Raw genomic sequence first — 25662 nt, forward strand, 5'->3', positions numbered from 1 at the left:
TCGTGGTGTCGGAAGGCCCCATGCTCTTTCGCGACCCCGGCATACCCGACGGTGAGAAATGCCGGTACACGGTCGGAACCGACGGCCGCAGTTCGGGTTTCGAGCTGACCAGCGTCGTCACCCACGAGAACGGCGGCTACCGGACGCTGCTCGAGGCGTCGAGCGGCGACGGCGAACTGGAACTGACCATCGATCAGCGCTTCGGCCGGGTCGGCGGATTCCTGCGCGCCGAGGACTACCGAGCCGAAACCCGCGCTCACGGTGTGGTCGTCTCCCGCGAGGAAGCGCATTTCATCGACACCGTCCACCTCCCGATCGGCGGCGCACCAGCCCCGTTCCCCGCCGACATCATGCCGATCGTCGGCGGCATGACCCTGCTGCGCGGCCTCGACCTCACCGAGGGGGCGATGCAGTCGATCGATACGTGGCTGGCCTTCTCGGTTCATTGGCCCCTGGTCGCCCGCGTGGACAAGCGCACGGTGGTGGCAGTCGGCGCGGGCGAGATCGAATGCCGCCAGGTGCGCCTGCGGCCGAGCTTCGGGCAGGTGAACATGTTGCTGGACAAGATGATCGGCGGATTGCTGCCGCCGTTCGTGGTGCATATCGAGGTGGAACCTCCCCATCGTCTGGTGCGCTCGAGTTTTCCGACCGAACTGGCGTTGTCGGCGCCGCGCAGCGTGATCGAGCTCGTCGGATGACGGGCATGACCGGGAGCGGACCGGCGTTGGGCACAATGCGCCGGGCGAGCGCGGTGGCTCGATGACGGGCGGGACCGACAGCACACGGTCGGCGCGCGGCGACCGAGCAGTGGTCGCAGACCGTGTGGTCGGCAGCACAGTTGATGGCATCGGCGAGCCGGGGAAGCTCGGTGAGCCCGAAAATGGCGTCCTGCTTGCTGACTCGTCGCCTTCCGAATCGGCGGCATGGCTGGCCTTCGCCGGCTGTTTGATCGCGGTGTTCATGCAGATGATCGACGTGACGATCGTCAACACAGCCCTGCCGAGGATGACCTCCGATCTCGGCGCCTCCCGTTCGGCGGAACTGCTGGTGATCTCGGGCTATTCACTCGCCTTCGCCTGCACGCTGCTCAGCGCCGCCCGCCTCGGCGCCGTCGTCGGTCGCCGCGCCATGTTCCTCACGTCGGTGGTCGCGTTCACCGCCGCATCGGTGTGGTGCGGAGTGTGCACGGGGGCAACCGAATTGGTTGTCGCCCGCGTCGTACAAGGCGCGGCGGGGGCGGGCATGGCAGCCCAAACCATCGCCATCCTGATCGCCAGCTTCCCTCGCGGACGCCACTCCCTGGTCTTCGCTATGTACGGTGGCGTCGCCGGCTTCGCGGGCATGCTCGGACCCATCCTGGGCGGCGCCCTGCTGACCCTCGACATCGGCGGCTGGGGCTGGCGCACGGTCTTTGTGATCAACCTACCCATCGGCATGGTCGCCTTCGCCCTCGCCTGGCGTTACCTGCGTATAGGCCATCCGCGTTCACCCGACCGCCTCGACCTGGGCGGCGCGGCACTGTCCGGAGTCGGCCTACTCCTGGTCGTCTACGCCCTGGCCCTGGTCCAGCAACACGGCTGGCAAGCCCAGCCGATCGCCCTCGGCCTGGCCGGAGTGGTGGTGTGCGCCCTGTTCGTGGCCCACCAGATCCGGCGTTCGTCCCGCGGAGCGAGCCCTCTGATGCGCCTGGACCTGTTCTCCGACAAGGGCTTCCGCATCGGCTCCATGCTGGTCTGCCTCTTCTTCGGCCTGTTCACCGCGTTCGTCTTCGCCGCCTCCATCACCATGCAGGACGTCCTCGGCTACACGCCTTGGCACACCGCGATCGTCATGACGCTGTTCGCGCTGGGCGCGGGAGCCGGTGCGATCGCCTCCCTGTTCCTGGTGCGCCAGTGGGGAATCCTGATCCTGGCCGCAGGCGTCACCCTCTACGGCGGCTGCATGGGCGGCGGCGCCATCTACCTCCACCTGACCAGCGGCATCGCCAACCCCCTGATCGCCGCCCCCGCCGTCTGCGCAGCCGGTTTCGGAGTAGGAATCTTCGCAGTCCAAATCCAGCCGATCATGCTGTCCGGCCTGAACGCCGACCGCATGTCGGAGACATCCGGTGTGGTCCCGACCATCGAACAGATCGGCAACGCACTGGGTTTGGCGGTTCTGACCACCCTGTTCTTCCGCTCCCACACCCTCGACGGCGCGATCACCATGATGGTGGCTCTGGCCATGGTGTCCTTCGGATTGGGTGCCCTGACGTTGGCCTTGCCGCGAGCGCAGCACTGAGGTTCGTGGCGTGCGTGTCGGCCGCCTTCGTATCCGGCGGCACACCGTGCTGCCGGCTCGAAACGCGTCGTGCGGCAGGTGCCTTGACGCAGTGCCGCTGTTACACCGCGCAGTGTGCGGATGCGGTTCCGTCGGAGTCGCGTGGCGCCGTTGTCTCGGTTTGCCGCCAGGGCAGGAGGGCCGAGCTGGCGAGCAGGGCTGCGGTCGCGCAGCCGATCGCCACCCGTGGGCTGGTCGCGTCCGCGATGAGACCTCCCAGGACGATGAACGCGGGCTGGACGCTCTTCGCGCTGATCGACCATGCCGTGCGGACGCGGCTCATGTGATCGTCGGTGGTGCAGTTCATTCGGTACGTGGCGAAGACCGGGTTGAACACTCCGGCGCAGAGGAGCAGGAGAGTTTCGGCGGTCAGGATGACGAGGAGGCCCAGTGCGCTGGGGCCTGCGATCAGGAGTAGCCCCATCCAGCAGGTACGCAACGTACCGGAGCCGAGGAGGACCGCGCGTTGATCGAATCGCGCCACAAGTCTTGGGCTGCACAAGGATCCGAGCAGGCCGCCGAGGCAGGGCAGTCCCAGAGCGAGTCCGTATTGCCACGGTGCGAAGTGCAGTTCGCGCAGCATGAGCAGGGCGAGCAAGGGGGTGGTGAGGGTGACCGCTCCGCCGAAGAGCATGCCGTTCCAGAACAGGCGGCGCAGTACGGGGTGATCGAAGATATAAGTCCATCCGCTGCGGATCTGACGACGCCACTGGTGCTCGGTGGGGGCATGCGCTGGTATCGGTTCGACGGTTGCGATGCTCCGGATCCCGAACGCGGACAGCAGATAACTGACCGCGTCGAGCGCCACGGTGATCGTTGCGCCGAATGTCGTGATGAGAACGCCGCCGATCGGAGCGCCGATGGTGGACGCGGTCCAGAAGGTCGATTCGAACCGGCTGTTGGCTCGCACGCGTTGCGGCTCGGCGACGATGGCCTTGACATAGGCCCCACTGGCGGCGTTGAACACCATTTCGCACAGGGTTTGCAGCGCGAGTACGACGCAGAGTTGCCCGTAGGTCAGTGCACCGAAGCATGCGGCCAGAGGAACACTGGCGAGGGCCGCGAACGAGACGAGGTCGGCGTGCATCATGATGGAGCGTTTGCGACGAAATTCGATGAACGATCCCATCGGCAATGCGATTGCCGCACTGGCAAATCCGGCGATCGCCGCCATCAGCGAGACCTGCAGGGCCGAGGCGTGCACGACGAGGATGGCGACCAGTGGGAGAGCGCCCGCGCCCAAGGCGCTGCCTAATTGACTGACGGTCGAGGCCTGCCACAGGCGAGAGAAGTCGGGTGAGAGCCGATCGGTTTCGGCAGCGCCACATGTCACCAGACGGACTCCGATCACTCGGTGGTGGAGCCCATTGTGGCCGAACCTGTCTGAGATCGGTGATCGGGCGGCGACGCGGACACCACCGCCGCGACCGTCGGCGGAATCGTGGCCGCCTACACGGGAGTCGGCTCCCGAGGTTCGATACGCGGAATACCCGAGGAGTGGCTGTCGGCACGCGAGCTCCTGCCCGCATGGGCGCTGGAGGGACGCGGCGTCGGCCGGACTTCCCCCTTCCGAAGTCGTGCGTCAGGACCGCGACAGCGATCGGCGGTGCAGCAAATCGTGGAAAGTGCGTCGCCTCATCGGGAAATCGCGAAGTTTCGCCGAGGTGTGCACGATCTGTTCGACCCCGCGCAGGCCAACCGGTGTTGCGTGCGACGGGGTCGAAGGGACACGTGCCGGGCGTGTCCGCAACAGATCCGATGATTTCGCCTGGACCGGGAGTATCTTTCGGGAGTCGGTGCGGCGTCGGCCGCTGCCGACGTGCGCCCTTGTGTGCCGGATTTGCCGGGACTGTTCCATTTCTGCACGACCTTCGGTTCGAGTACAACTCTGACAGGGCGGGTGTGTTGTCGTGAAATGTCTGCGGAGCGTCGCGGTCACGGTGGCGATCGGGTGTGCAGTGGGGTTGGGGCAGGCCGCCGCGGTCGCCGGCCCGCCGTCGCCTACCCAAGCGCCGTCCACTACCGGCCCGACGACTCCGTCGGCATCGGTCCCCGGCGAACCGTCCATCCCCGAGCAGGCTGTTCCCTCAATGCCCGGTCCAGCCGAGCCACCCGCCCCCGATCATGCCGCGCCTTCCGCGTCCGGCCCGGTTGCGCCATCAACCGCCGACCGGCCTGCGCAGTCCGGGTCGGGTCCTGCTTCGCAGTCGGCCGCTGATTCTGCTGTGCCGTCCGGGGCGGTTCCGGCCTTGCCGCCAGCTGCCGATCGGTCTGTGCAGTCCGGGTCGGGTCCTGCTTCGCGGTCGGCCGCTGATCCTGCTCTTCCGTCCGGAGCCGGTCCCGCTGCGCCGTCGACCTCCGATCGACCTGCGCCGTCAGCACCCAGTCCTGCTGCGCCGTCCGCCGGTGCTCCGGACGGTGCGTCCTCCGAACCGATTCCCCCTGCCGCACAGAAGGATCCGGGTCCGTCGGCGTTTCAGAAATGGCTCGACGACACCATTCCCGCGCCGACGTCGGTGCTGCCCGGGATCGGGTCTGCGGCCGCCGATCCGGGCGGGTCTTCGGATCCGCAGGCGCTGTGGAAGGCGATTCAATCCAGTCCGACGGGGGATCCGTTCTTCGACGAGGCACCGGCGGATCTCGGGCATTACGCACCCGGTGATGTCATCGAATCGCGGGATGTCAGCTGGCCGGGGGTGCCGATGGTCTTCCTGACGGTGCTCACGCCGGTTCAGCGGGCGATACAGGTGAAATTCCGGACTACGAACTCCTCCGGTGCGCCGTCCTTCGGGACCGCGACGCTGCTGTTGCCCTTCGGCCGGTGGACGGGGCCGGGGAGCCGGCCGGTGCTGTTGAACGCGCCGCCGATCAACGCGCTCAACCGGCGCTGCAGTCCCGGTTACGTGTTCTCCCACGGTTTCGACATCACGACCGGCGGTACCGGCAACGATTTCGTCCCGTCGGCGACGATGTGGGCGGCGAGCCAGAACTATGCGGTGGTGATCCCGGACCACGAGGGGCCCTTGATGGCCTATGCCGAGCCGACCGTGGCCGGCCACATCATGCTCGACACCGTGCGCGCGGTACGCAACCTGAAGCCGGACGAGTTCGGCGAGAGCCGTTTCGCGATGACCGGCTATTCCGGCGGGGCCATCGCCAGCTACGCCGCCGCGATGCTCGCGCACGAATACGCTCCGGAACTGACTCCCCACCTGGCCGGGGCCGCCATGGGCGGCCTGCCCGTCGACTACGAATCCTTCGCGAAGACCTTCGACGGCACCTACGCCTCGGGACTGATGCTGACCGTGACGCTCGCGCTGGCCCGCGAACATCCCGAAATCCTCAGCCGCATGAATCATCTGGCGCAGTGGGCGGCCATTTCCCCGCTCAAGGATGTGTGCAGTTCGACCATGGCCGACATCGGAGTGTTCGTACCCTATGCGGCCGTGGCGAATATGGCCGACCCGCTTCACACCGAATTCGCCGACATGATGTTCCGGCGATTGAGCCTGAAGGGCCGCAAGGCCGGCATGCCGATCTATGTCTACAACGGCGTGCACGATCCCTGGATGCCGGTCGCGAAGGCCGAGGCGTTCTATGCCGAACAGTGCGCTCTGGGAGTTCCGGCCATGAAGAGCATCGTGGGCGGGGAACATATCCTCGGCTACCTCGACGGCTTTCTCGGGTCGACGCAGTGGCTGGGCGAACGGTTGTCCGGTGTTCCGGCGCCGAACGCCTGCGAAGTGGCGCCGCGCCCGGATGCCGCACCGGGGCCGAGCACTTCGAGCAGCGCGCCCGGTGACGGTCCCGCGGCCGAGAAACCCTCCGCACCACCCGCACGGGCAGTAATGACGCCTCCGAGCCGATCCTCGGGTCCAAGCCAGGATCGCTGACATCCGTCGGCGGCCGGCGCCGGTTGCAGCGGTCGGCCCCGATTGGTGGTGAACAAATGAGGTCTGGCAACAAATGGGTCCGGCGGAGTAGCGACAGCCGGCCCGGCATCAGCACACCTTGCTGCCGCCTCGGCTCGGCATATCGAGGACGAGACGGGCGGTGGATGCGACGCAGGATGTGGGCGTGCGGCTAGCCAGGCCGCACTAATCGTGCACACCGCGCCCATTTGTGCGGTCTTTTTTCCGCCTTTTTCGCCGAGGTTTGCACGATTAGTTCAGCCGACCACGACCCGATCCGGGTTTTCGTGATCCACCTCACGGCCTGTCACAGGCGCGGGGGATGCGGCGTCTTATGCCCGACCCCCTCAGCAAATGGAGGAAGACAATGACGAACAACGAAGTCCTCGTGATCGGTGGCGGATATGCCGGTGTGATGGCGGCCAACCGCTTGACGCAGCGTGACGATGTGCGGGTGACCGTGATCAATCCCCGCCAGGTCTTCGTTCCGCGGCTGCGGTTGCACCAGTTGGTGGGCGCGACGCACGATGCGGTCGTCGATTACCCGCATGTGCTGTCCGACAAGGTGCGGCTGGTCGTCGACAGCGTGACGCGGATCGACGCGGCGGGGCGCACGGTGCAGCTGGCCGGCGGTGACAGCATCGGCTACGACTATCTGGTCTACGCGGTGGGTAGCGGCATCCCCGCGCCGCAGGTGCCCGGTGCGGCCGAATTCGCCTATCCGGTAGCGACTTTGGAGGCGGCGCAGCGGCTGCGTTCGGCCCTCTTCGATACGCCCTCGTCGGCCGCGGTGACGGTGATCGGAGGCGGCCCGACCGGGATCGAGACCGCGGCCGAGCTGGCCGGACAAGGGCGCGCGGTCACCCTGGTGTGCGGCAGCGTTCTCGGTCCGTATCTGCATCCCAAGGCGCGGCGCACGGCGCACAAGTACCTCGCGAAACTTGGTGTGAAGGTCGTCGAAGGTTCCGACGCGACCGTCACCGCGATCGGGCGAGACGCGGTGGTCCTCGGCGACGGCCGGACCCTGGCCAGTGCCGTGACGATCTGGGCGGCGGGCTTCGGCGTACCGGATCTGGCCGCTCGCAGCGGACTGAGCGTCGATGCCGCCGGGCGGCTGCTCACCGACGAGACACTGACCAGCGTCGACGACGAACGCATCGTCGCGGCGGGTGATTCGTCGGCACCCTCGGATCTGCCGTTCCGCATGAGCGCCTATACGGCGTACTGCCTGGGCGCGCACGCCGCCGACACCGTCCTGCACCGCATCGCGGGGGAGCAACCCGCGGCGATCGACCTCGCTTTCCCCGCCATGTGCCTCAGCTTCGGCCGGGACGCCGGGATCTATCAGCTCGGTCACAAGGACGAGACCGCCATGCGGCTGTACTTCGGCGGGTTCGCGGGCAAGAAGCTCAAGGAATTCGCATGCGAAGCGGGGATCAAGCATCTGGCGACCGAGGCCCGCAAACCCGGCTCGCACCACTGGTTCTCCGACGGCAAGCACCGGCCCGCGCAGCTGCAGGCACGGCACGACCACACTGTTCCGGTTGACTAGGACCGGTTCATGCGGCTGTACGCGGCTCCCTGCCGCGACCGCACACGGATGGCGGCCGAAACCTTCAGTGCAGCAGGAGACACGCAGGTCTGTAAGCCCCCGATACCGACGTTGGGAGGTGCCGTGGTCGCGGGCCAGTATCCGCAGTTGCCGGTGCAGGGGTGCGGACATATCGGAGGGGTCAGCGGCCGCCGGTGAGTATGGCGACGGTGGACCGGTCGGGCGCGCCCTCGATGGGAAAGCGATGAGCATCGCGGCGCGTGCGTGCAGGAACTCGACGATGAACATCACGTCGGCGCCGGAGTGAAAGGCGCCGGCTTGTAGGGCGGTCGGCGAACCGACGGAGACAGACGCCAAGCGAATGTCACCGCTGGGGACACCGCGTCGGTGACACCGTGCTCGAGAGGGGGCCATCGGCGTGAGTCTTCGCCAATGGTGAGTGGTTCGGCCGGGAGGGTGTACTAATCGTGCAAGCCTCGCCGTTATTTGCGGTTTTCGCGCAATCCCGCGAAGGTTTGCACGAATAGTTCACCCGACCCCGACTGCGCCCCACACCCGTAACCGGCTACCGGCTGCGCAACATGATCATCACCGCGCCGATCGACACTCGAATTGTGTTCGGGCTGAGCGGAAGCCTGTGCGCGGACCGAGGCATCCGCTTACATCGACACCATGGCAACAGCGGCACCGTCGCCCACCGACGCGGACACGTTCACCACCGAGTGGCAGGAATGGCATCGCCGGCAAGAAGCGCATCTGTCCGACCGGCACGGCTTTCTCGCCATCACGAGTCTGCACTGGCTCACCGAGGACCCGCAGCGCTTCAACGATGCCCCCGGGGCTTGGTCGACCGGGGCCGACGGCGTGGTGGTCGTGCTGAACGAGCATGAAGAGCTGGTCGTCGACGGCGAGCCGGTGCGCGGCCGCTACGGGTTCGGCGTCATCCCCGAGCGCGGTGGCGTGAACGCGGTCTGGGGAGATGCGGTGATCGAGGTCGCCAAGCGAGGTGGCCATGACATCGTGCGCCCTCGCGATCCGAACACCCCGCTGCGCACCGCTTTTCGCGGCACTCCGGCGTTCGTGCCGGACCCGAAGTGGGCGGTCACCGGACGCTATGTGGCCTTCGAAGAGCCGCGGCCGACGACGGTCGGCGCCGCGGTGGAAGGACTCGAGCACGTCTACGACGCGCCGGGGCAGATCGAATTCGAGGTCGACGGTAAGTCGTTGCGCCTCACGGCTTTTCCCGGAAAGAGCCCCGGTGATCTGTCGGTGTTGTTCACCGACGCGACGTCCGGCGTCACCACCTACGCGGCGAATCGGGTGCTGCAGGTGCCGGCGCCGGATGCCGGCGGGACGGTGGTGCTCGACTTCAACCGTGCGGTGAATCTGCCGTGCGCGTACACCGATCTGGCGACCTGCCCGCTGCCACCGGCGGAGAACCGGCTGCCGATCGCGGTCGAGGCGGGGGAGAAGATTCCCTACGAGCGTCAGGGATGAGCTCGCCGCGGATCGCTTCGCTGGCGTTTCTGACCCCGGGCAACTATCTCGACGACGATCCGTACGCCGGCCTCGAGGACACGCTGCGACTGTTCGAATACGGCGAGCGACTCGGGTTCGACGGCGCATGGATCCGGCAGCGGCATCTCGAGCACGGAGTCGGTTCGGCGGCGGTCTTCCTGGCCGCGGCCGCCCAGCGGACGAACCGAGTCGAATTGGGCGCGGCGGTGATTCCGATCGGGTACGAGAGCCCGTTCCGGCTGGCCGAGGACTTGTCACTGGCCGACGTGCTGTCCAGGGGGCGTTTGCAGCCGGGTTTCAGCGCGGGGACGCCACCGCATGCCGACCTGATCGGTGATCTCGTGTTCGACGGCGACTGGCGCAACTTCGACCTGTCCTACGGCCGGGTGGCCCGCCTGATAGACAACCTGCGCGGCCGCTACCTCGGCGACGCCGACACCGTCATCCACTCGCCGGGCAACACCCAGCGCCCTCGGCTCCAGCCGCACAGCCCCGGCCTGGCCGACCGCGTCTGGTACGGAGGTGGAAGCACCCGGTCGGTGCGCTGGGCGGCGGAGAACGGACTGAATCTGCTCAGCGGGAATATCGTATTCGGTGACCGCAGTGACGATTTCGTGACCGCGCAACTGGGGCTCATCGACGACTATCGCGAACGCATCGATCCGTCGCGAACGGCGCGCGTCGCGATCGGACGGGTGATCGTCCCGTTCGACAGCGCCGACCGCGCGACCCGGGAGCGGTACCGCGCCTATGCCGCCGGCCGCCACGAACGCACCCTCGGCCCGCAGGGTGAGCGGCGGGTGCTGTTCGCCCCGGATGTCGTCGGCACCGCCGAGCAGATTCTCGAACAGCTGCGGGCCGATCCGGTCCTCGCCCGGACCGGCGAACTGCGTCTGGAGCTGCCCTACGAATTCCATCGCGCGGACTACGAGCAGATCCTGCACGACACGGTGGAGCTGATCGCTCCGGAGCTGGGGTGGAAACCCGCACTCGCCTAGGTCGACGGGAGAGGACCCCGCTCGGCGAACCGGGCCTGGTCCACACCCCGGACACCGCGACCGGGCGTGAGCCGCAGCGGCGATGATCGGATCGCCGACTCCTCAGACGGTCCAGCTCGCTTCTGCCGACCGCGGCGTCGCGCACCGCAACCATCGGGGCGCGAGTTTGAACGTGTGCTTCCGGGTATCCACACCATTGCTCGATGACGGTGTCGGCGCGTCTACCGACCCGCGATACGACACCCGGCGTTCCACCGTATTCGGTATCACCGTTCGTACTACGAGCCAGGAGGACGAGATCGATGATGACCGGCCGGAACTACCGAAACTCAGCTCTTGTCGTCACCGCCCTGGCAGGGATGGGGCTGGCCGCCGTGTCGACGGCCGCTCCAGCGCTCGCCGCCAACACCATCGACATCAAAGGGGTGGGGCCGGCCAATGTCGGGGTCGACTACACCTGCGATGCCAATTCCGGCACGTCCGCGGTCAAGGTCATGGTGGGCGATCCCAACGCCGACGCACCGTCCGCGATGGGTACGCAACCGCAGGTCATCTGCAATGGTCAAACGCAGAGCACCGTGGTCGAGCTGACCGGACCCGACGGGTCGCCCGCACAGTTGCAGCAGGGCCAGACCGTGCAGGTCCGGGTGGCGTTGGTGGATCCTCAGGACACCGTGGTCTCCGGAAAGGCCAATGTGTTCAAGCTGGGGTAACGACGGTGTATGCCCGCCATCGCCGGCGGGTGGCCGCGGCGCGCGCGGTCCAGCCCGCCACGATCGCGAGATAGACGCCCGGCAGCCCCCAGTGCAGCACTGCGGCCGCGATCCACACCGCGGGCAGGGTGACACAGACGACCGAGAACACGGACGCGGACATGACCGCTTTCGTGTTCCCGGCCGCGCGCAGCTGGGCGGCGTAAACCATGCCGATCGACATGACCGGCGCCAGTATCGGCAACGACCACACCACCTCGCGCCCGGTCGCGCTCACCGCGGCGTCGCCGGTGACGAGCCGGAATACCACCGGTGACAGCGCGGTGAGCAGCAGCGCGACCGCGCCCGAGGCGCCGGCCATCAGCACCGCGCCCGCCCGCACGACAGCGCGGCGGCCGCGGTCGTCGCCGGCGCCGAGGCACTGACCCGCCAGAACCGCCACCGCCACACCGATTCCGAACACGAGCATCCACACCAGCGATACCGCCAGGCTCATCACCCGGTGCGCGGCCAGACTCACTGTCCCCGCTCGCGCCACCACTGCCGTGACCACCGCATCGCTTCCGTAGCCGACGACTCCGAAGACGACATCCGGCACGGCGAGCCCGGTCACCGCGTGCAATACCGTGCGATTCACGCGATTCCGGACGGTTGCGAGGCCGATGGCCCGGCGAACACGCGGAATCAGTGCGAGCGTGCCCGCCGCGACGGCGGTGGTCGAACCGGCCGCGGACCCGGCCGGCCCCCACCCCGCACCGAAGATCAGGAGCCACGACACCATCAGGTTCAGCACAGCCACCGCCACCGCGACCCGGGCGCCGGATCTCGTATCACCGATGCCGGCGAGTACACCACGCAGATGAGCCGTGACGGCCGTGAACGGCAACCCGCACAACAGAATCCACAACATGACCGTCGCTTCACGCAGATCCGTGCTCACCGGCGCGGTCACCGCCACGATCGCGGGCGCGGCCGCCGCCGCGGCCACCGCGACCGTCACACCGACCGCGGCGGCGCCCGAAAGCCCTGTCGAAGCCACGGTCCGGACCGCCTCGATGTCCCCGCCGCCGTGCCGGCGCGCGACGAGTATCTGGGTGGCCGACCCCCAGGGCACCACCAGCGCGGTACAGCAGATCCATACCGGCAGGACCAGTGCGGCGACGCCGAGCGCCGCTGTCGACTGGTGTCCCAGCAGCGCGGTGTCGGTCACGCCCAGCACCAGCGTCGTCGCGGAGGTAAGGACGACGGGCGCCGCCAATTCGCTCACCTGACGAAGTCGCGCGATCCACGGTTTCCTCCCCATGGAGCGACTCTAATAGTGCTCCGGCACAGGATCTTCCAGTGGTTCGGAAATCCGAGCTACACCCGCCCGATCCCGTGTAAGCACCGTGTCAGCGCTGCGTCAGTCCGGTGACAGCGGCGTGGAAGACAGTTCTTTCCATGAACAGCGGAGCACTCGCCACAGTCGGAGCCCGGAATGCCGTGTGGGATACGACGCTCGCCGGTCGTGTCGACTCGGCTCTCGGCATCGGACTCCCGGCGATGCTGCGCTCACAGTGGCTCGACCGCGGCCGGCGGTATGTGCGCAGTGACCACGCCTTCGCCCAATTGATCCGTTTCGCGCTGGTCGGTGGCGCAAGCAATATCGCCTACGCACTGCTGTTCGTGGTCATGAGCGGGGTTGGGCCGCTCGTCGCGAATATCGTGGGCTCGCTGGTCAGTACGGCGATCGCGAACGAACTGCACCGCCGGCTCACCTTCCGGGCGGCCGGCCGCATCGGCTGGTTCACCGCGCAATGGGAAGGCGGCGGCCTCGCGCTCCTCGGTGTGGTGATCAGCACGGCCGCGCTGGCCGCCCTCCGTTTCTGGGCGCCCGGACTCGGCGATCTCACTCAGGCGAGCGCCGTCCTCGCCGTCACCGGCGCGGTCGGCGGTCTGCGGTTCCTGGCTCTGCGTGGCTTCGTCTTCTGAGAGGCGGTATCATCGACCGCGATGACGACTCATTGCGATTCAGGATTGGGGGTCTCGTCCGCACACGGTGAGTGCTGATGCACCCTGTGACCGCGAACGGGAACGATTCCCGAATTCCCTTGTGGCTGCGGATACGCGAGTTCGCCGTACCGCCCACCATGATCGAGACCGCGACGACCCGGCGTCGTGCCGGGGACTGGGCCGGAGCATGTGCGGCGGCGGGTGTCGACGTCGACGTCGATCCACGCGCACTGGCACGTGCCCACGGCAGCGAACTCGCCGCCCGGATATCGGGCGATCTGCGACATCTGGCGCCGGATCTGCTGCGCTGGCATATGCCCAGGGTTGCCTGCGACGGCTTGTTACGGCCCGGCCTGACGACGACTCTGGCCCGGTACGATCCCGGAGAACGCGGAAAGCACTGCAGTAGACCGGGTTTCGTGCACCTCGTCGTCCGCACCGCGCCGGCCTGGGCGGACTCCGGACAGCGCATGAGCCTGGCGCTGTGGGACGAATCCCGTCCGGACGGCGGCATCGGCTCCCATCCCCATCCCCGGCCTAATCGCCGCTTCCGACTCGACCTGCACCGTCACCTCTGGGACGCACGACGAACCGACGAACTCGGAATGCGTTGTGGCACAGGCCGAGTAGCTGAAGACAACGCGATGGAAGCCGCGATCGCGGAGCAGGTCCCGCCGGGATGCGCCGTCGACCGGTGGGCAGCCGAGGCGGAGTTGCTGCTGCGCACCGACGGCTGTCCGCACGGTCCGCTGCAGGTGCGATTCGGTGCGCGACACCGGGTCGTCCTCGAGTACGAGGGAGACCCTCCCGCGCTCCGAATCGCGCACCGATACCCGCCCGGCGCGATGTCCGCGCTTCCTGTCCTGCCGTACGCGGCGACCTGGCTGCTTCCCGACCTGGCATTGATGCGCGCCGGTGCGATCACGGCCGATCGCCTGCATCCACTGGTCGCTTCGGCGCTCGTGCCGGAGTTCCTCTCGGCCCCAACCTCTTCCGTCGTGAGCGAGTACAGCCGTGCGCACCTGGTGCGGTGCCGGGGAGAGCAGCACCGCATCGGACTGGTGGACGGCACGCTGACCGCGCTGGATCACACCCCAGCCGAGCTGCGGCGAGAGGAACTGCTCGTCGCCCTGTCCGGCACACCGCTGCCCTGCCTGCAGGCGATCGACCTGGCGCACCGGCGACCGGATTGCCTTGCCGGCGTCGGTGATCGGTTGCGGCACGGCGATATCGCCGGTGCGCTGGACATCGTCGAGAACCTGCTCGGACCTGATGCGCGGTTGCGTTCGGGAGCGTTGCGCGACGAGCTGGAAGCGGCCGCACAGCGCGAGCACACCTACCGGCAATTCCGCAGTGGGCTGCCGGAATCCGCTCTGCCGAGGAAACGGCGCACCCGCCACCGCACACATCCGCGCCACGCGATGGCGCGCTGACCGCACATCCACCCGCCTTCTACCGACACCAAGGTGATTCATCGATGACCACATCTGCCTCGGCCACGGGCACCACCCGAATCGACGCCGCCGGCGAACTGCTGACCCTGCTGAACGAGTCCACCACCGAGCCGGCCTCCGACATCCAACTGGAGGCCCTGACAGTGGCGGTGGCCGCGGACCTTCCGGTGCTCCTGTGGGGCGAACCCGGGATCGGGAAGACCGCGGCGCTGACCCAGCTCGCCGACTCCCTGGACCTTCCGCTGACCACGGTGATCGCGAGTGTGCACGAGCCGTCCGACTTCTCGGGCCTGCCCGTCGTCGGCGACGATCCCGCGGCCCATGGTGTGCCGCTGGCCCCGCCCGACTGGGCGGTCCGGCTCGTGCGCGCCGGTCGCGGACTGCTGTTCCTGGACGAACTGTCGACCGCACCGCCCGCGGTGCAAGCGGCGCTGTTGCGGCTCGTCCTGGAACGCCGGATCGGCGCGTTGCGCCTACCTGCCGGTGTCCGCATCGTCGCCGCCGCCAACCCGCGCTCCTCGGCGGCCGACGGGTGGGAGCTGAGCGCGCCACTGGCCAACCGATTCGTCCACCTCACCTGGACGCACGACCCCGACGTCGTCGTGCGCGGACTCGGCGGAGTCTGGCCCCGCGCGAGTTTGCCCACGCTCGATCCCGAGACCTTCCGGGAGGCAGTGTCTTTCGCCCGTCGCGCGGTGTGCGGACTGCTCGCTGCCCGGCCCGCGCTGGTGCATCGGATGCCCAGCGGTGAAGCACGCCGGGGCGGCGCCTGGCCCTCGCCGCGCACCTGGGAGATGACGCTGCGACTCATCGCCTTCGCCACCGCGGCCGGTGCCGGCCGGGATGTCCTTTCCCTGCTGGTCCGTGGGACCGTCGGTGACGGTCCCGGCTTCGAACTGCTCACCAGCATCGACCGGATGGAACTGCCCGACCCTGAGCAGCTGCTCGCCGATCCGGATACCGCCGTCCTGCCGGAGCGTGGCGATCTGCGCCAGGCGGTGCTCGACGGGGTGGTGGCCGCGGTCCGCCGCAAACCGGAGAAGTCGCGCTGGGATGCGGCCTGGGCGCTGCTGGCGAAGGCCGTCGAGACCGGAGCGCCGGATCTGGTGGTGGTTCCCGCGACCACCCTCGCCGCACTGCGTCGCGACCACTGGGAGATCCCGGCCGCGATCGAGCGACTCGCCGGAATGGTGGCGGTGACGCGGACAGCGGATCGCGCCGCGGATCGCGTCGCCGCGCAGGCCGGACGATGACGGCGCCCGCAGCCGTGGATTTCGACAAGCTCTGCGCCGCCCGCCTGCTGGCAGTGCGGGCCCGACCGTATCTGGCCACCGCTCTGTACGCGTTGCACCTCGTCGAGTCACGCGGTGTGCCGACGATGGGCGTGGACCGGTACTGGCGCTGCTACGTCTCACCGGTGTTCGTCGCCCGCACATCCGTGGAGGAACTGGCTTCGATTCTGGTACACGAGGTTTCGCATCTCCTGCGCGACCATCATGGACGCAGTGACCGGTTCGCTCGCGAGCACGACCTGACCGGCCCGGCGCAACGCCTGCGCATGAATATCGCCGCGGACGCCGAGATCAACGACGATGCTTTCGGTGACGGACTGATCCAGCCCGAGGGAGCTGTCCTACCGGCGAGCCTGGGACTGGACAGCGGTGAACTCATGGAGGACTACCTGCGCCAATTCCGCTTGGGGCAGCACACCCAGGACATGGCCTGGCTGGAGTGCGGCAGTGGAGCCGACGGACTCGACCGCGACTGGGAGCTGGGACCCGACGGTGCGAACGGCCTCAGCGATCAGGAATGCGAGGCGGTCCGGTTCCGCGTGGCACAGGGCATCGACGGTCGTCCGGGCAACGCGCCCCGAGGGTGGCGGCGCTGGGCGGAGGAGGCATTGCATCCACCGCAGCCGTGGCGCGACCTGCTGCGCGGCGCCATTCGCTCCGCGGTCTCCGCGGCCGGCGCCGGCGACGACTACACCTACGGCCGGCCGGCTCGGCGATCGGCCGGAGTACCCGGAGTGGTGCTACCGAGCCTGCGGCACACCCCGCCGCGAGTCAGCGTGGTCATCGACACCTCGGGGTCGGTGAGCGACGCGGAACTGGGCAGCGCACTGCTGGAAACGTTCGCCATCGTCCGTGCCGTGGGCGGTCGCCGCGATCTCGTCAAGGTTCTGTCGTGCGACGCCGCGGCGCGGATCGCGCAGCCGCTGTGCCGCGCGGAAGACATCGCGCTGGTCGGCGGCGGAGGCACCGATCTGCGCGCGGGCTTCGCCGAAGCGCTACGCGCGCAAGCCCGTCCGGACGTGATCGTCGTCCTGACCGACGGTCACACGCCGTGGCCGGCGTCGCGGCCCGCCTGCCGGACGGTGGTGGGATTGCTGGGCCGGCAGCGGTCGTGGAACGAAGCCGATCCGGATGACGTTCCGGCTCGGCCGCCCGAATGGGCACGAGTCGTTCCGATCGGATGACAGCGGTACTCGTCGGCCCGTCAGTCGGATTCCGTCGCTTCCCGCAGGACGCGGAATTCGGCGGCCAGGGCGTCGAGGGTGTAGTGGGCATTGAGGCCGCTCGGATTGGGCAGCACCCAGATCTCGGTGGCGCCGAGGGTTTCGGCCTGGCGTCCGACGGTGGTTCGCGGCCGGCCGAAGGCGGTGCGGTAGGCGCCCAGACCGAGGACGGCCAGGACGCGGGGTCGGTAGTGCCGGACTCGCTCGGCGAGCGCCCGGCCGCCGTCGCGCAATTCCGCCGCGGTCAGCTCGTCGGCCTTCGCCGTCGTTCGCGCGGCGACGTTGGTGATGCCGAGCCCGAGGGCGAGCAGTTCCTTCTGCTCATCCGGACGGAACACGCGGGGAGTGAAGCCGGACCGGAACAGCGCGGGCCAGAAGCGGTTCCCGGGCCGTGCGAAATGGTGGCCGGTCGCACCCGACCACAGGCCCGGATTGATGCCGCAGAACAGCACCCGCAGATCGGGTGCCACCAGATCGGGAATGGTCCGGTCCTTCGCGGCGGCCAGATCCGCCGGGGTGGGGCGGTACGCGGCGGAATGTGCCATCCGCCCAGTCTGCCGGACCGGGCGCCCCTACTGCCCACGGTGGTGGTCGTCGGCGGCGCGGAGTGCCCGCGGGTTGGCCGGAGTGTGCTGGACAACCGGACTGTGCTGCGCCACGTCGTCCTCACACTTCACCTCCCGCCCGACGGCATGGCCGCCGCTGCTCTCCGCGAGATCGACACGTGGGTCGCGGACCGACTGCGGATGAAAACAAGCTGACCAGCGCAGAGCCGGGCGGCTGTCCGCCGCCCGGTGTGATGCGACGCGAAAGGGCTGCGATGCTCGCGGGTCGCTGGTGGCGCGGCGGATCCCATTGCGACGGTGACGTAGTGGTGACCGATCACCAGCGCGGACGGGGTCCATTCGTTACCCTGGCTTGATGCGATCCCGGTTTCTGCGCAATGTCTCGGCCGTGTTCGTCGCGGTTGCGTCGGTGTTGCTGAGTGGCACTCCGGCCCTGGCCGGCCCACCGATGCGGGCGGCAGCGCTCGCATCGCTGGACTCCGGATTCCTCTGGGGTGTGGCGAGTTCGGGCTTCCAGTCCGAAGGCCGTTCGCCCGACAGCAATTGGACGCGCTACATCGCGCGCAACCCGGGGTACGAACCACTGCAGAATTCGGTCGACTTCGCCGATCGCTACGACTCCGATATCCGGCTGGCCGCCGATATGGGAATGCGGGTGTTCCGGGTCGGGATCGAATGGGCGCGGCTGCAACCCGAGCCCGGGAAATGGGACGACAACGCGTTCCGCTTCTACGATTCGGTGGTCGACAGCATCGTGCGCGCCGGGATGCGGCCGATGATCACCCTCGACCACTGGGTGTATCCGGGCTGGGAGGCGGACCGGGGCGGCTGGCGCAATCCGGGCATGGTGGGCGATTGGCTGGCCAACATGCGTGCCGTCGTGGATCGCTATTCCTCGCGGAACCCGTTGTGGGTCACCGTGAACGAACCCGTCGCCTACATCCAGAACGAGGTTCGCGAGGCCGGCGCCGATGCCAATGCCATGCTGACCGGGGTCGTCGACGTGCACAATGCCAGCTACGACTACATCCATCAGAGGCAGCCCGGAGCTCAGGTCACCGCCAACGTGGGATATGTCGCGGGCGCGGAGGATCAGGTCAACGGTGAGTTGATGGACCGGATCGGCGCCCGGCTCGACTACGTGGGCGTCGACTACTACTTCGGATTCGACCCGGCGCAGTCGCTGTACAGTGCGATCGGCCGGGCCACCGGTTCGTCGCTGCCGAATCTGCCCGGCCCGCGCATCTGGGACATGCCGCTGCGCACCGAGGGCATCTATTATGCGCTGCAGCACTATTCGCGCCGGTTCCCCGGTAAGCCGCTGTACATCGTCGAGAACGGCATGCCCACCGAGAACGGCCTGCCCCGCGGCGACGGCTACACCCGCAGCGACCACCTCCGCGACACCGTCTACTGGCTGCAACGCGCCAAGGCCGACGGTATGAACGTGATGGGCTACAACTACTGGAGCCTCACCGACAACTACGAATGGGGCAGCTACACACCACGTTTCGGCCTCTACACCGTCGACGTCCGCACCGATCCGTCGCTCACCCGCCGCCCCACCGACGCCGTCGGCACCTACTCGCAGATCGTCGCCGCCGGCGGCGTCCCCGGCGGCTACCGCCCCACCCGCGCCCCGGCCCTGTGCATCTTCGTCGACCCGCCGGCCAGCTGCCTCAGCCCGGTCGCGGGGCCGTAGGAAGGGTTTGTCCGCAACTCGCGCCGGATCACAGGCCCGCGGACGAACGCGAAAAAACTTTCGCGGTGATGTCGATTCCAGGGGCGCCCCGTTCGAGGGGTAGGTGAGGGGCTGACAGGCAGCCCATCCTGGAAGGACAGAACCATGCGCACACTGGTGGCTTTCGAGCACATGACCCTGGACGGTTACGCCTCGTCCGGCGAAGATCTGGGATTCGAGTTCACGTTCCGCGCCTACGACGACGAACTACAGGCCTACGCCGAGCACATCCAAGCCGATTTCGACACCGCGATCTACGGCCGCGAAACCTATCTGGGGATGTTCGGGTACTGGTCGCAGCAGCCGAACGCCGAGAGTTCCCCGGGCGAGCGCCGCCACGCCGAATGGGTCAACGCCGTGGACAAGATCGTCTGCTCCACCACGCTGGAGTCGGCCGAGTGGAACAACACCCGGCTGATCAGCAGCGACGTCGCCGCGCAGATCGACGCGCTCAAGCGTGAGGACGGCGGCGTGATCGCGATCTACGCCAGTCCCAAGCTGGTGCATTCGTTCATCGATATGGGTCTCGTCGACGAATTCCGCATCGTCGTCCATCCGGTCACGCTCGGTTCGGGCACCCCGGTGTTTCACGACCAGTCGAAACTGGATCTCGACCTGCTGGAGTCGAAGGCATTCGGTTCGGGCGCGGTGTATCTCCGCTACCAGGTGCGATGAGGAAGGATGCGGATATGCGCTATCTGATGCTGATCCGTCTCGACCCCGCGGCCGCGCCGGTGCAGGGGCCCGACCCCGCCATGGCCGAGGATATGGGCAAACTGCTCGAGGAGATGACCAAGGCCGGCGTGCTGCTCGACACGGCGGGACTGCGACCCATCGAAGAAGGCGTCCGGGTTCGCCAGACCGGCGGCAAACAGACACTGCTCGACGGCCCGTTCAGCGAGTCCAAAGAGGTCATCGGCGGGTACTGCCTGCTGCAGACCCGCTCGCAGGACGAAGCGACGGAATGGGGTTCGCGGTTTCTACGGCTGCACGGGCCGGAATGGGATATCGAACTGGAGATTCGCCAGCTCGACGACCAGGCTTGACGCCATGCCGTTACCCGAGGTGAGCGGCCGTTCGCACGCTGGTGCCGACGGCCACTCACCGGCGGCTCGGGCCGTGGAGGCGGCCTGGCGCATCGAATGGCCGAAACTGGTGGCCGGACTCACCCGGCTGGTCGGTGATATCGCCACCGCCGAAGAGTTCGCACAGGACGCGCACCTGGCCGCCCTGGAACAGTGGCCGCGCGACGGGATTCCGCCGAATCCGGGCGGCTGGCTGATGCTCACCGCGAAACACCGTGCCATCGACCGGATCCGCCGCGACGCCACCTTCGCCCGGAAACTGCCGATGCTCGGGCACGACCTGCTCACCGAACACACCGGCGCGCAACCGGGTACGGCCGATATCGAGGACGACCTGCTGCGCATGGTGTTCACCGCCTGCCATCCGGTGTTGTCGCAGCCCGCTCGGGTGGCGTTGACGTTGCGCATGGTCGGCGGCCTCACGACCGACGAGATCGCCCGCGCGTATCTCGTGCCGGAAACCACGGTGGCCCAACGGATCGTGCGCGCCAAACGGACCATCGCCGAGAAGAAGGTGCCCTACGAGGTTCCGTCGGGCCCGCAGCTGACCGAGCGGCTGGAGTCCGTGCTGGAGGTCGTCTACCTGATCTTCAACGAGGGGTATGCGGCCACCTCCGGCGAGAACTGGGTGCGCGCCGAACTCTGCGACGACGCACTGCGTGTGGCGCGGATCCTCACCGGGCTGATGCCCCGGGAACCGGAAGCATTCGGCCTCGCGGCTCTGCTGGAATTGCAGGCCTCACGCACCGGTGCGCGCAGCGACGCGACGAAACAGCTTGTACTGCTTCCCGATCAGGACCGGAGCCGTTGGGATCAGCTGTCCATCCGCCGCGGCTTCGCCGCCCTCGGCAGGGCGCACAACCTGGCGGTGCGTCGCGGGGTTCCACCCGGTCGCTACGCCCTGCAAGGGGCCATCGCCGCCGCGCACGCCATGGCCGCCACCTCGGACGACACCGATTGGCGACGCATCGCCGGTCTGTACGCCGTTCTCACCGAACGGTTTCCGTCGCCGGTCGTCGAGGTGAATCGCGCCGTCGCGGTGGCCATGGTGCACGGCCCCGCCGCGGGTCTCGACCTCGTCGACGCGGTGGCCGCGACCGGCGCGCTCGACTCCTATCACCTGCTCCACGCCGTTCGCGCGCATTTCCTCGCGCAGTTGGACCGCCCGGCCGACGCTCGCGCCGCCTATCTGCGCGCCGCCGATCTCACCGCCAACGCTGCCGAACGAGCGTTGTTGCGCGACCGGGCGGCCCGGCTGGACTAGGCGGAGTGTTCCCGGGCCACTGCGCCTTTCGGTGGCGCGGTCTTCCCCGCCGATACCCGTTGTTAGGGTGGTGGGGTGAGTTCTCCGGAGGCATCCGAACGGTAGCCGCTCGGCCTGTGGGCCGGGCGGCGTTGTGAGTGGGTTCCCGCCGATCGCTGAGCGACCGGTGCGGTTGGCGTATCTCGCAGCGCCGGATGATGCCGGTTTCATTCCCTGGGTGCCGTATGCGGCGCCCTGTCTTCTGGAGTACTTGCTCATGCCCGTTGTGGTTGTCGTGCTGGCTGTCGCGGTTTTCGCGCAGGGCACATCGGAGTTCATGGTGTCGGGACTGCTGCGGCAGATCGCCGACGATCTCGGCGTCTCGCTCGGCGCCGCCGGTCTGCTGACCTCGCTGTTCGCGGCCGGAATGGTGGTGGGAGCGCCGACGATGGCGATGGCGGCGGGCCGTGTGCCGGTCCGATATTCGGCGACGGCGTTTCTCGCGGTGTTCTGCGGCGCTCACGTGATCGGTGCTACCGCAACGGGTTTCGCGCCGTTGCTGGTGACGCGGGGTGTCGCGGCGATCGCCGATGCCGGATTTCTCACGGTCGTGCTGGCCGCACTTCCGCGGCTGGTCGGCCCGGCGATGATCGGACGCGCGACCGCCGTCGTGGTCTCCGGGGTGACGGTGGCCTGCATCGCCGGGGTGCCCGCGGGCACCGTGCTGGGACAGGTCTGGGGCTGGCGTTCGGCGTTCTGGGCTGTCGCTGTCCTCAGCGCGGTGGCGCTCGTGCCGGTGTGGACGATGCTCGGCCGGCAGGGACGGGCCAGCGATGTGCCGAGTGGGCCCGCCCCGTCGATGCGGCGCGAATGGTCGGTGCTGAAGCAGCGGCCGGTCCTGATCGCCGTCGTGGCCGCAATCCTGGTCAACGCCGCGGCCTTCGCCGCATTCACCTATCTGGGCGCCATCGCGACCGCCGTCGCTGGAAATGGGTGGGTTCCCGTGGTGCTGGCCCTCTTCGGTGCCGGTTCGTTTCTCGGCGTGACGGTCACCGGTCGTTACAGTGACCGCCATCAGCGGCGGATCGTCCGTGCCGGAACGGCTCTGCTCGTCGGAGTCTGGCTCGTCGCCGCGGTGGCCGCGCACGTGCTGATCGGGGTGGTGGTCATGTCGGTGGTGGCGGGTGCGGTCGCGTTCGGCGTCGGTTCGACGCTGATAGCGACGATCGTGCGGACCGCGACACCGGTTGCTCCCAGCATCGCCGGCGCGCTGGCGACCACCGCGTTGAATATCGGCGCCGTGCTCGGCCCGGTCGCCGCCGGTCCGGTGGTCGACCTCACCGGTCGCCCCGCCACCGCGTTGTGGTGCAGCGCCGCCTTCACCGCTGCCGCGCTGGGTGTCGTCGTACTGGAACGAAGTCGGCGCCGGACGAGCCGATCGAGCAGCGACATCGCCGATCGCTTCCCGTCGCGGCGTAGCAGGTGACGGAGTGGTTGCCGGGTCCAGGAGTTTGCCCGCAACCTGTTCCAACTACCCGAACAGCGATAATGGGCGCGCAAGTGTTCGAAACCGAGATGGTGGGAGAGACGACTGTGAAGCTGATCGGTGTGATCGGTGGCGGAACCATGGGTGCGGGAATCGCCGAGGTGTGCGCGAAGGCCGGAAGCGAGGTTCTCGTACTGGAGACGACGCCGGAGTTCGCCGAGGCGGCGCACAAGCGCATCGAATCGTCGATCTCGCGGGGTGTGACGAAGGGCAAGATCACCCAGGACGAGGCCGACGCCGTGCTCGCACGGGTGCGGGTGACCCTGGACATCGAGGACTTCGCCGACCGTGACCTGGTCATCGAGGCCGCGCCGGAGATCGAATCGCTGAAGTACGAGATCTTCGGCAAGCTGGACAAGATCGTGAAGCCGGCCGGCATCCTCGCCACCAACACCTCCTCGATCCCGGTGATCAAGGTGGCCGGTGCCACGCAGCGTCCCGAGCAGGTCGTCGGCCTGCACTTCTTCAACCCGGTGCCGGTGATGCCGCTGGTGGAGGTGATCTCGACGCTGGTCACCTCGCCGGAGACCGCCGCCGCCGTGACCGACTACGCGAAGAACACCCTGCACAAGACGACCGTGCAGGCCGGTGACCGCTCCGGATTCATCGTCAACGCGCTGCTGATCCCGTACCTGTGCCAGGCGGTGCGGATGCTGGAATCCGGCTACGCCAGCGCCGAGGACATCGACGCCGCGATGAAGGGCGGCTGCGGCTACCCGATGGGCCCGCTCACCCTGCTCGACACCGTCGGCCTGGACATCGCTCTGGCCGCCGCGGAATCGCTGTACGGCGAATTCGCCGAGCCGCACTACGCGCCGCCGGCGCTGCTGCGTCGCATGGTCGACGCCGGCCGCCTGGGCCGCAAGACCGGTCGCGGATTCTACGAGTACAGCTGATCGCGGCGCCCCGCGTTCCCGGCCGGACATCGCTTTCCGCGTATCACCGGGAATGCGGGGAGAACCGTCCTGCGCCAACCGCTCGCCGCGACAGCGCACCGTCGAAACGCCTGGCCACCACTGGGTTTCGCGGCGGCGCCCGTCAGGTGTCCGGGTCTTCTTCCTGGTCGCGGGCGGGCCCGGGTCCGGCCAGTTTGCCGGAGGTCTCCGGCGGCGCGTCGACCGCGCGCTTGCCCTGGGTTTCCTGGTCGTCCTGTTCGGCATCCGTGTGCGTGTCGGTGTTGTCGGGGTGGTTCATGCCGTGCGCGTACCCGTTCGGCGGCTGTCGAATCGCCGGCCCGCGCCGATGAGCCGGTCTGCTCGGTAACGGTGCCGACGGAAACCGCAACGTGCGTCGACTGGCCGTCAAGTTACTGACAGTTCTCGACGGCTATCGCATGTCGTGCAGGGTGTGCCCACGAACTGCGCAGAGGCCGGGGTGGCAGTCACATGCAGCCGGCGGCGCATCTCCTCCAATGCTGCTGCCGTGGAGATCTTTCCAGACTTCGAGCGTGTGGATCTCGATGCGGGCTCATTCGTGCAAATCCGGCGACATTCGGCCACCTAGAGTGATAAGTTATCTATCATTCTCTCAATTACGACACCGCACGCGCGGATGTCGCGGCAAAGCTGCCGAGTGCTTCGGAGGTGTCCCCGTGTCTCCGTATACACGCTGGAAATCCCTCGTGGCCGCCGGTCTGGTGGCGGTGACGTACGGCCTGGCGCAGCTCGGCGGAGGCGCGCCCGCGCATGCGATGCCGGCCTGTCCCGGCCTGTATGTGCTCGCCGTTCCCGGTACCTGGGAAACCTCCGACGACGACCCGCGCAAAGGGATGCTCGCGGCGAGTGTGGACGCACTCCCGGGCGACGTCGGTGTCGGCTACGTCGCCTACACCGCGACGGCGTTCCCGTGGGAGGGCGAGGTGTACGGCCGCTCCAAGCACGAAGCCGTCGACAAGGCCCGCGCCGCGGTCGCCGCGGTGGCACAGGCGTGCGCCACGACCCGCATCGCGATCCTCGGCTACAGCCAGGGCGCCGACGCCGCGGGTGATCTCGCGGCCGAGATCGGCACGGGCCACGGTGTGGTGGCGCCCGACCGAATCGCGTTGGTGGGCTTGGTCTCCGATCCCCGCCGTGCACCCACCGACACGCTGATCGGCCCGCCTGTGGGCGGTGCCGGCGCGGGCGGACCGCGCCCCGGCGGATTCGGCCTGCTCGCTGCGCGCACCTACACGTTCTGCGCCGCCGGAGACCTGTATTGCGCGATGCCCGACGGGGATTTCGCGGGCCGCATCGCCGGATTCTTCGTGGAGATCTCGAATCCCGATCCGGCACTGTTCGACCGGTACTCCCGGGATGCGGCCGATCTTCTCGATTCGGCGCTGGCCGCGGGAGGCCTCGGATTGCTGGCCGGTCAGCTCGACGCGAGCGCCGTGGACGAGCGCAAGGCCCAGATCGCGGAGTTCGTGAATTCCGGCGTCCACCAGAGCTATCCGTTCTATGTCGTCGGCCCGGGCGGTGAGACGGCCCTGTCCTGGCTGCGCCGGCAACTGGTGGATCTGATAGGCAAGTGA

The 25662-nt window shown here is 68.2% G+C and carries 22 protein-coding genes; 18 read left to right on the top strand and 4 right to left on the bottom strand.

What is annotated here, in order from left to right:
• The first annotated feature begins 20 nt into the window (after positions 1 to 20).
• Positions 21 to 698 (top strand): hypothetical protein, encoded by a 678-nt coding sequence (locus IRT45_RS17670; RefSeq protein WP_194806946.1) that lies wholly within the window; start codon positions 21 to 23, stop codon positions 696 to 698.
• 61 nt (positions 699 to 759) lie between these two features.
• Entirely contained in the window at positions 760 to 2280 is a 1521-nt protein-coding gene (locus tag IRT45_RS17675) for an MFS transporter (protein WP_194806947.1), read from the top strand.
• A gap of 100 nt (positions 2281 to 2380) precedes the next feature.
• Here the strand turns inward: IRT45_RS17675 and IRT45_RS17680 are convergent, their stop codons facing one another.
• Positions 2381 to 3652 carry an MFS transporter gene (locus IRT45_RS17680; RefSeq protein ID WP_309241027.1) on the bottom strand — a complete coding sequence of 424 codons (1272 nt, stop codon included), beginning with the start codon at positions 3650 to 3652 and terminating at the stop codon, positions 2381 to 2383.
• Between the two features lie 1183 nt (positions 3653 to 4835).
• On the opposite strand from IRT45_RS17680, the gene IRT45_RS17685 reads away from it, so the two are divergent.
• From IRT45_RS17685 to IRT45_RS17705, 5 genes are all read left to right on the top strand, one after another.
• Positions 4836 to 6212, top strand: a complete 1377-nt coding sequence (locus tag IRT45_RS17685; RefSeq protein WP_309241028.1) for a lipase family protein — start codon at positions 4836 to 4838, stop codon at positions 6210 to 6212.
• Positions 6213 to 6597: 385 nt separating this feature from the next.
• Positions 6598 to 7782, top strand: coding sequence for an NAD(P)/FAD-dependent oxidoreductase (locus IRT45_RS17690; RefSeq protein ID WP_194806950.1), 1185 nt, complete (start codon positions 6598 to 6600; stop codon positions 7780 to 7782).
• Positions 7783 to 8454: 672 nt separating this feature from the next.
• Complete coding sequence (locus IRT45_RS17695) at positions 8455 to 9279, top strand: DUF1684 domain-containing protein (RefSeq protein WP_194806951.1); 825 nt, start codon at positions 8455 to 8457, stop codon at positions 9277 to 9279.
• On the top strand, positions 9276 to 10298 hold the full coding sequence (locus IRT45_RS17700; protein WP_194806952.1) for an LLM class flavin-dependent oxidoreductase: 1023 nt from the start codon (positions 9276 to 9278) through the stop codon (positions 10296 to 10298). The genes IRT45_RS17695 and IRT45_RS17700 overlap by 4 nt, the downstream gene beginning before the upstream one ends.
• 302 nt (positions 10299 to 10600) lie before the next feature.
• Positions 10601 to 11011, top strand: coding sequence for a hypothetical protein (locus IRT45_RS17705; RefSeq protein ID WP_194806953.1), 411 nt, complete (start codon positions 10601 to 10603; stop codon positions 11009 to 11011).
• On the opposite strand, the gene IRT45_RS17710 is transcribed toward IRT45_RS17705, so the two are convergent.
• Complete coding sequence (locus IRT45_RS17710; protein ID WP_194806954.1) at positions 10998 to 12314, bottom strand: MATE family efflux transporter; 1317 nt, start codon at positions 12312 to 12314, stop codon at positions 10998 to 11000. The genes IRT45_RS17705 and IRT45_RS17710 overlap by 14 nt on opposite strands.
• 239 nt (positions 12315 to 12553) lie before the next feature.
• Between IRT45_RS17710 and IRT45_RS17715 the strand changes: the two genes are divergently transcribed.
• The 4 genes from IRT45_RS17715 to IRT45_RS17730 all read left to right on the top strand — a co-directional run bounded on the left by IRT45_RS17715 (position 12554) and on the right by IRT45_RS17730 (position 16933).
• A complete protein-coding gene (locus IRT45_RS17715; protein WP_194806991.1) occupies positions 12554 to 12982 on the top strand; it encodes a GtrA family protein in 429 nt (142 codons plus the stop codon).
• 77 nt (positions 12983 to 13059) lie between these two features.
• Positions 13060 to 14436: a hypothetical protein gene (locus tag IRT45_RS17720; RefSeq protein WP_194806955.1), complete on the top strand. Its 1377-nt coding sequence runs from the start codon at positions 13060 to 13062 to the stop codon at positions 14434 to 14436.
• 44 nt (positions 14437 to 14480) lie between these two features.
• Positions 14481 to 15710, top strand: a complete 1230-nt coding sequence (locus IRT45_RS17725; protein ID WP_194806956.1) for a MoxR family ATPase — start codon at positions 14481 to 14483, stop codon at positions 15708 to 15710.
• A complete protein-coding gene (locus tag IRT45_RS17730; protein ID WP_194806957.1) occupies positions 15707 to 16933 on the top strand; it encodes a VWA-like domain-containing protein in 1227 nt (408 codons plus the stop codon). Before IRT45_RS17725 ends, IRT45_RS17730 begins: the two co-directional genes overlap by 4 nt.
• 20 nt (positions 16934 to 16953) lie before the next feature.
• On the opposite strand, the gene mug is transcribed toward IRT45_RS17730, so the two are convergent.
• Positions 16954 to 17517 carry a G/U mismatch-specific DNA glycosylase gene (gene mug, locus IRT45_RS17735; protein ID WP_194806958.1) on the bottom strand — a complete coding sequence of 188 codons (564 nt, stop codon included), beginning with the start codon at positions 17515 to 17517 and terminating at the stop codon, positions 16954 to 16956.
• Between the two features lie 376 nt (positions 17518 to 17893).
• On the opposite strand from mug, the gene IRT45_RS17740 reads away from it, so the two are divergent.
• From IRT45_RS17740 to IRT45_RS17765, 6 genes are all read left to right on the top strand, one after another.
• Entirely contained in the window at positions 17894 to 19240 is a 1347-nt protein-coding gene (locus tag IRT45_RS17740; protein WP_194806959.1) for a family 1 glycosylhydrolase, read from the top strand.
• A 144-nt stretch (positions 19241 to 19384) separates the two neighbouring features.
• Positions 19385 to 19954, top strand: a complete 570-nt coding sequence (locus IRT45_RS17745; protein WP_194806960.1) for a dihydrofolate reductase family protein — start codon at positions 19385 to 19387, stop codon at positions 19952 to 19954.
• Positions 19951 to 20325: a YciI family protein gene (locus IRT45_RS17750; protein WP_228534520.1), complete on the top strand. Its 375-nt coding sequence runs from the start codon at positions 19951 to 19953 to the stop codon at positions 20323 to 20325. Before IRT45_RS17745 ends, IRT45_RS17750 begins: the two co-directional genes overlap by 4 nt.
• Before the next feature lie 4 nt (positions 20326 to 20329).
• A complete protein-coding gene (locus IRT45_RS17755) occupies positions 20330 to 21628 on the top strand; it encodes an RNA polymerase sigma factor (protein ID WP_194806961.1) in 1299 nt (432 codons plus the stop codon).
• 256 nt (positions 21629 to 21884) lie between these two features.
• Positions 21885 to 23093 (top strand): Cmx/CmrA family chloramphenicol efflux MFS transporter, encoded by a 1209-nt coding sequence (locus IRT45_RS17760; protein ID WP_194806962.1) that lies wholly within the window; start codon positions 21885 to 21887, stop codon positions 23091 to 23093.
• A 107-nt stretch (positions 23094 to 23200) separates the two neighbouring features.
• Positions 23201 to 24049: a 3-hydroxybutyryl-CoA dehydrogenase gene (locus IRT45_RS17765; RefSeq protein WP_194806993.1), complete on the top strand. Its 849-nt coding sequence runs from the start codon at positions 23201 to 23203 to the stop codon at positions 24047 to 24049.
• Between the two features lie 142 nt (positions 24050 to 24191).
• Here IRT45_RS17765 and IRT45_RS17770 read toward each other — a convergent pair whose 3' ends face one another.
• Positions 24192 to 24347, bottom strand: coding sequence for a hypothetical protein (locus tag IRT45_RS17770; protein WP_194806963.1), 156 nt, complete (start codon positions 24345 to 24347; stop codon positions 24192 to 24194).
• Between the two features lie 397 nt (positions 24348 to 24744).
• Here IRT45_RS17770 and IRT45_RS17775 point away from each other — a divergent pair, with 397 nt between their 5' ends.
• Entirely contained in the window at positions 24745 to 25662 is a 918-nt protein-coding gene (locus IRT45_RS17775; RefSeq protein ID WP_309241029.1) for a cutinase family protein, read from the top strand.

Origin of the sequence: Nocardia sp. BSTN01 (assembly GCF_015354405.1) — a bacterium.
In the GTDB taxonomy this organism is placed as follows: domain Bacteria; phylum Actinomycetota; class Actinomycetes; order Mycobacteriales; family Mycobacteriaceae; genus Nocardia.

Excerpts from the sequence above, each read along its gene's own strand:
- IRT45_RS17725 (WP_194806956.1), top strand. The coding sequence starts at position 14,481 with ATGACCACATCTGCCTCGGCCACGGGCACCACCCGAATCGACGCCGCC.
- mug (WP_194806958.1), bottom strand. The coding sequence starts at position 17,517 with ATGGCACATTCCGCCGCGTACCGCCCCACCCCGGCGGATCTGGCCGCC.
- IRT45_RS17730 (WP_194806957.1), top strand. The coding sequence starts at position 15,707 with ATGACGGCGCCCGCAGCCGTGGATTTCGACAAGCTCTGCGCCGCCCGC.
- IRT45_RS17710 (WP_194806954.1), bottom strand. The coding sequence starts at position 12,314 with ATGGGGAGGAAACCGTGGATCGCGCGACTTCGTCAGGTGAGCGAATTG.
- IRT45_RS17690 (WP_194806950.1), top strand. The coding sequence starts at position 6,598 with ATGACGAACAACGAAGTCCTCGTGATCGGTGGCGGATATGCCGGTGTG.
- IRT45_RS17695 (WP_194806951.1), top strand. The coding sequence starts at position 8,455 with ATGGCAACAGCGGCACCGTCGCCCACCGACGCGGACACGTTCACCACC.
- IRT45_RS17675 (WP_194806947.1), top strand. The coding sequence starts at position 760 with ATGACGGGCGGGACCGACAGCACACGGTCGGCGCGCGGCGACCGAGCA.
- IRT45_RS17760 (WP_194806962.1), top strand. The coding sequence starts at position 21,885 with ATGCCCGTTGTGGTTGTCGTGCTGGCTGTCGCGGTTTTCGCGCAGGGC.
- IRT45_RS17670 (WP_194806946.1), top strand. The coding sequence starts at position 21 with ATGCTCTTTCGCGACCCCGGCATACCCGACGGTGAGAAATGCCGGTAC.
- IRT45_RS17745 (WP_194806960.1), top strand. The coding sequence starts at position 19,385 with ATGCGCACACTGGTGGCTTTCGAGCACATGACCCTGGACGGTTACGCC.
- IRT45_RS17755 (WP_194806961.1), top strand. The coding sequence starts at position 20,330 with ATGCCGTTACCCGAGGTGAGCGGCCGTTCGCACGCTGGTGCCGACGGC.
- IRT45_RS17715 (WP_194806991.1), top strand. The coding sequence starts at position 12,554 with ATGCTGCGCTCACAGTGGCTCGACCGCGGCCGGCGGTATGTGCGCAGT.
- IRT45_RS17740 (WP_194806959.1), top strand. The coding sequence starts at position 17,894 with ATGCGATCCCGGTTTCTGCGCAATGTCTCGGCCGTGTTCGTCGCGGTT.
- IRT45_RS17705 (WP_194806953.1), top strand. The coding sequence starts at position 10,601 with ATGATGACCGGCCGGAACTACCGAAACTCAGCTCTTGTCGTCACCGCC.
- IRT45_RS17700 (WP_194806952.1), top strand. The coding sequence starts at position 9,276 with ATGAGCTCGCCGCGGATCGCTTCGCTGGCGTTTCTGACCCCGGGCAAC.
- IRT45_RS17770 (WP_194806963.1), bottom strand. The coding sequence starts at position 24,347 with ATGAACCACCCCGACAACACCGACACGCACACGGATGCCGAACAGGAC.
- IRT45_RS17720 (WP_194806955.1), top strand. The coding sequence starts at position 13,060 with ATGCACCCTGTGACCGCGAACGGGAACGATTCCCGAATTCCCTTGTGG.
- IRT45_RS17750 (WP_228534520.1), top strand. The coding sequence starts at position 19,951 with ATGAGGAAGGATGCGGATATGCGCTATCTGATGCTGATCCGTCTCGAC.